The organism is Streptomyces canus 299MFChir4.1, from assembly GCF_000383615.1.
GTDB classification, from domain to species: domain Bacteria; phylum Actinomycetota; class Actinomycetes; order Streptomycetales; family Streptomycetaceae; genus Streptomyces; species Streptomyces canus_C.
On sequence record NZ_KB911679.1, the window covers coordinates 1 to 5332 of the forward strand.

Genomic DNA, 5332 nt, shown 5'->3' on the forward strand with positions numbered 1-5332 from the left:
CCCGTACCTCTCCCTCGGCGACGCCGCCGAGATCTGCCGGGAATCGGCCCACCTGGTGCCCGACCTGACCGCGCTCAAGCCCTTCCGGCCCGACGTCCCCGTACGCCCCGTCGAGACCCCGGCCCCGCCAGTCCTGCCGCACCCGGTGACCGACTGACGCGCTCCCCTCCACCCGGTCGGCGTGACCGCCTCACGCCACGTCCCTACCCCTGCCATGCCCGCAACCGAAAGGAGCCGGACCGTTGCGCGCCCATCTGGCCCGTGTCGACGCGGTGTTGGTCCAGGCGCTCATCGCCGCCGCACTGTCCTTCGCCCACATCCACGACATCGCCACGGCGGCCGGACAGGACGGATGGAAAGCGTGGGCCTACCCGATCAGCGTTGACCTGCTGCTCGTCGCCGCATCCGTGCGACGGCAGGATTCGGCGCTCCGCCCGGACGGCCCCACCGAGTCTGCGGCGGGGGCTTGTCGTGATGGAGATCGTGACTCACAGATGCCTGAAAATCCCAATCAAACTGGGGGTTTGTGGTGTTACTCACCACTGACACTCAGTGCCGCGTCAGTAGTACTAATTACCGCAGGTCATAGCGATATTGACGATGCGTCAGCATGCCAAATCAGTAGTCCCTGGTAGATGCGCGTAGACACGTTCGGGACGCCGTGCCAGAGCAAGGTCGTCGGGGGCGGATTCGAGGTCCAGGAGCTGGTAAGTGAGCCCATCGAGACCTACGTCTTGGTGGACCTCCTGAAGGGTGGCTCCGGGCGTACGACGAACGTCAGGGGGCGCGTGCTACCGCGCACTGCGGTACGACGGCCAGGATCTGCCGCTCGCACTCACGGCCACTGATGACGTCCACTCGCCCCTGGGCCGACGCTCCCCACCGAGATCGCCGCCCCCGTGGCACTCTTGATCGTCCTCGACATCCGGGTCCACCGCGGGCGTCGTCGCACCTGACGGCCCAGCACCACCAAAAAGCCCCCGACCCGCGAGGAACTCGCAGGTCGGGGGCCCAAAAGGTGTTCCTTACTTCTTCTTGCCCTGGGTCTTGTCGGGGATCTTGGTGAGCTGGGTTTTTGCTGGTCGGGGGCGGTGGGCTCGTGCTCCTGATGGTCGTCGTTGGTCGTCATTGGCCACTGGTGAGCGGCCTCGGACGGCCCAGGGACGGCCCAGCTCCTCGGTCTGAGTGGGCGGCCCACCGGCCTCAGCGTGAGGGGCGCCTCTTCGGGGGAACTGGGCCTGGGATCACATCCTTGCCAAGGTGTTCCTTGATCAGATACTTGAGCTCCGGCCCTTCGATGAGCTGGAGCCGGCCATGTTGGCGGGCAAAGTCGTGGCTGGCCCTGCCGAACCACGATGTGGTGATCAGAATTCCCTTGGCAGCACGCTTGTGCTCGACCACTCCGGCGAGCGCCTGGACGGACTCAACACCCACGAGCTTGCTGTAGCGCTTCGCCTGAATGATGCACTCACCGTTGAAGACGGGATCCTTGCTGACGGCCACCGCATCAACGCCCTCGTCCTTTGACGCCTGGGTGTTCCAGGCCTCCATGCCGATCGCCTCGAACAGTTGGCGAATCAGGTGCTCGAACTCGGTGGGCGTCAGCTTCACCAGCACGGGCCTGCTGTCCAGGCCGGCGACTACATCCATGCTGTCCATGAGCCGATACTTCGACAGGTCGAACTCGACGATGGGGCGAATCGGCTCGAGATCGTAGGGGTTGGGAGACACCAGAGCGTTGAGTCCCCTGAGGCACTGCGCTGGATCAACCTGGCTGAGACGGAGCTTCCCGAACTGTTCCCTGCTGGCGCTGAGCGTCACCAGACAGGGTGAGACCTCCTGACCGGTGGCCCGGTCGACCGTTCTCACATGGCCGTTCAGGATCACGCCATTGACGATTCGGTCCGGATCGCTCGTCAGGACCTCGTGGACTGTCCTCAAAGCGACTTGGACCAGGACGGAGGCGTAGATCTCCTTGCGCTCCTTCTCCGGACGAGGCAGCACGGTCATCTCGTCTCGGTTCTTCACGTACCGGTAGCCACGCGCGGCAGGAACGATCGCCTCGGGGGGCAAGTGGATCTCAACGAGTACGTCACCGGTGGCAGGACGGAAGGCGATCCGATGCTCGTGGGGGAAGCCCAACGGATACTCCGACGCATCCAGAACCGCCCCTAGATGAGCCTCGACCGCCGCGGGCTCCCCGGCCCTGTACGCCTCGCGCTCCTCGTCCAACTTCCCGTTGAAGGTTGCCACCTCGTCAAGGGCTTGCGCCTCGGCCTGGCGGTGCTCGGCACGCTTGCGCTCCAGCGTTGCCAGCCGCTTCTCCTCGGCTCGCCTGTGGCGCTCTTGTGCCTCGCCGAACCGCACACGCGCTTCGGCAACCTCAGCTTCATAGCGCTTCCTGCCAAGACCCAGGACAGCAGCCAGACCCCCGGGCTCCGGTGGTGCGAACTCCTCCCAGCGCGGGGACGGCTCCGGACGAGACCAAGGACGCTCGTCTAACTTCTTCGGCGTGTGAGTCCTGCGTCGGCGCTCAAAGGTAGTCGGCGGATCGCCAACCAACGCGTTGCGGAGCAACTGGCCGAGCTGCTCGACCTCGTGCTCGACCCCGATCGTGCGCACCTGCGCCTGCTCAGCCTGCTGTTCCTGATACGCGGCCTTCCGCTCGCGCTCCTGCCGCTTGCTGGCCGTCTCAGCAGCCTTGCGTTCCCGCTCCGCTTGCCGTGCCTGTTGCTCCTGAGCACGCCGTAACGCTTGCTGCTGCCGCTGATAGTCGTTGCCTCGGCCGCTGCCCCGTTGCGCCACCTGTCTACCCCTCCCCTGGCCGTACTCCGCCACAGGGCTGCATTCCCATTGCACCTCGCAGAATCACGCAGGGCAGAGACGTCACCTCGGCCAGACATGACGGTGCACCGTCGACTCAAGTCGTATGCACCGCGACCGACGACAGTCAGCCACGATGGCGGGTTTGCCGACCGACCAGGCGCGCGTGTATCTCACTGCACTCCCACCGGCCGCAGCAACGCTGTCGAGGTGTCGTCGACCAGAGGCGGCCAGGACGGCCGGTCCGTGAGCACACTGCCTGAGCCATCAACTTGGGAAGCCAAGGTGATGTAAGGCTCGCTGCCGGGCTGACCTGCGGCGGAAGGGTGCCGATGCCCTGCCGGCGGGCCGTTGGTTCCCTGTATTCCCCGTGGTTCCCCGTACGATCTGGCACGCGTCTGGCACGACTTCCTCGGCCGAATTGCCATTTCGGTCCAAGAGCCTCCGTGCGAGCCTCGCACCGGAATCCGCATGGGTCGTTCAAACCCGACCGATCGATGTTCCCAGCACGAGGTTCCAGCGATCAACGCGGCGATGCACAGGTACCCCATCAACTGACTGGCGCAGCGGACCTGTTGTCAGCGCCCATCTCTATCGTTCCGAGTAGCTCTGTCGACTAGAGGAGGGCACCATGGCCGAGGAGACGCACAGGAAGTACGACAACACCACCATCGCCGCGCTCATGACCTTAGCGAGAGGCGGCTGCTACGCCCCCAGGTGTGGGGCACCGACGGTACGCATCATCGACGGCAAGCCCGTTCTCAACCTGGACATCGCCCATATACGCGCTCTGAAAGCAGGCGGGAAGCGGTACGACCCCTCGTGGAGCGTGGAAGAACGGAACAGCTTCGCCAACCTGCTGTTGTTGTGCAATGTGCACCATAAGCGCGTAGACGGCGTGGACGGCGACAGGTACACCGTAGACATCCTTGAGGGATGGAAGCGTGTTCGCGAAGCCGAGGGGCAGGACGCCCTTGCAGGGCTAAGTGGACTCACCGAAGCCCGGCTAGTCAAGATGATCCAGGAAGCGCAGGATCAGTATGTCGATCGGCTTGCTCCGGTGTTGGGCACTCTCGCGGAGCGAGTGCCGGAGCTGTCGTCACTCCTCAAGGTCCTCAAGTCAGATCTTGAGCGCACACAGGGCCGTACTCCTGGCATCTCAGAGGACACGGCCTGGATGGTCTACGAGGCCAGCCGTAACCTGGCGCATCTCCAGGACAACGCACCGCTACTGATGGAGGCGGGGGACGATCTTGCGCACCTGCAAGACAACGTCGGCCTGTTGGCCTCAGCCGCTCAGGCCTTGATGCGCGTGGCAGAGCTGCCGGCCAATCTGCACAACGCCGCTGACGACCTGAGGAGTGCTGCGGCTTCCCTCTCGGACGCAAGGAGGTTCTGAGCGAGGCAAGCGCCAACTGGCTGGGCTGGAGTTCCCACTTGGGCCCGCAGCTGAGGCCCAGGTGGACCAATCAAGATCGTTACGCGGAGGTTCTGCTGTCAGAGCTGGGAAGTTTGCACCGATGACCTCTTCGTCCCGAAGCAACTTGGGCGGGGGCCTGGCCTTGGGCTGATGGGGCGCTCACCTGCTGCGGTGGTCCGCAGGTGTGCGTGGGTGTTCGTCGCTGTCCGTTGGCGTTGTCACGCAGTTAGACACTCATCGCGCATCGCTAGAGGGTGTCTCTCCGGCTGGCGGCAGATCTCTGCTCTCCTCCATGGCCTGGCCGAAGCTCTTGCAGAACTCAGTGAAGCCCCACTGAGCGCCGGGGGCTGGCGCAAACGAGGCGAACGCTCCTACCTGCTCGCCACTCACGGCCATGTCCAACGTGCCCTGCTCGCCCATGCGCGCACTCCGACACTCTCGAAGTTCCTGCGCGAACATGAGTGTGGTCTGTCTGCCCTGTCCCAGCCAAGCACCCCAGTGGATGGTCCGGTCCGTGAGGAAGAGGACTCCATTTTGCGGACCGTCCCACAAGTTCCGTGCGGGCACGCAGGCAATCTTTCGTTCGCCAGGCTCAAGCACGGGCTCGAGGCTCCGCCAGTACTCCGCCTGAGCTTTGTCGTAACGCCGCTGTGCCCACCGTCGGAACATCGCCGATAGCCCCTCTCTCTCAGCTGCGCTCAGTATCGTGCGCTGCCCAGCGGGTAGCACTGTGTTCGCGTGATCTCGCACCGGGCGGGGTCACGTCCGCGGGAGTGGTGTATCGACGGCCACTCGGTGATCTCTTCTTTGAGGCTATGCGGTGAGTTCGGTGGGCACGACGGTGTCGTCGTTTTCTGACTCGATCGGGTGGAGGCGGGCCTTGGCGAGCAGGTCGAGGCCCATGTAGCGGCGGGCTTCGGTCCACTCGTCGTTCTGCTCGGCCAGGACCGCGCCGACGAGCCGGATGAGGGCGGTGCGGTCGGGGAAGATGCCGACCACGTCGGTGCGGCGGCGGATTTCCTTGTTCAGCCGTTCCTGCGGGTTGTTCGACCAGATCTGCCGCCAGATCTCACGCGGGAACGCGGTGAA

Annotated in this window: 3 protein-coding genes and 2 pseudogenes; 3 read left to right on the top strand and 2 right to left on the bottom strand. The window is 64.7% G+C overall.

Translation table 11 applies throughout. The features are described 5' to 3' along the window. Both H293_RS61260 and H293_RS56930 read left to right on the top strand, forming a co-directional pair. Positions 1-157, top strand: a pseudogene (locus tag H293_RS61260) (FtsK/SpoIIIE domain-containing protein); the annotation flags it as partial. A gap of 85 nt (positions 158-242) precedes the next feature. After that, positions 243-414: pseudogene (locus tag H293_RS56930) on the top strand (DUF2637 domain-containing protein); the annotation flags it as partial. A 789-nt stretch (positions 415-1203) separates the two neighbouring features. Here the strand turns inward: H293_RS56930 and H293_RS0148600 are convergent. After that, complete coding sequence (locus tag H293_RS0148600; RefSeq protein ID WP_259294753.1) at positions 1204-2805, bottom strand: restriction endonuclease; 1602 nt, start codon at positions 2803-2805, stop codon at positions 1204-1206. 649 nt (positions 2806-3454) lie between these two features. Between H293_RS0148600 and H293_RS0148610 the strand changes: the two genes are divergently transcribed. Further along, positions 3455-4222 (top strand): HNH endonuclease, encoded by a 768-nt coding sequence (locus H293_RS0148610; protein ID WP_020124978.1) that lies wholly within the window; start codon positions 3455-3457, stop codon positions 4220-4222. Positions 4223-5056: 834 nt separating this feature from the next. Here H293_RS0148610 and H293_RS52420 read toward each other — a convergent pair. Next, positions 5057-5332: IS256 family transposase (locus H293_RS52420; protein WP_020124452.1), on the bottom strand; the 276-nt coding region annotated here is incomplete at its 5' end.

Excerpts from the sequence above, each read along its gene's own strand:
- H293_RS0148610 (WP_020124978.1), top strand. The coding sequence starts at position 3,455 with ATGGCCGAGGAGACGCACAGGAAGTACGACAACACCACCATCGCCGCG.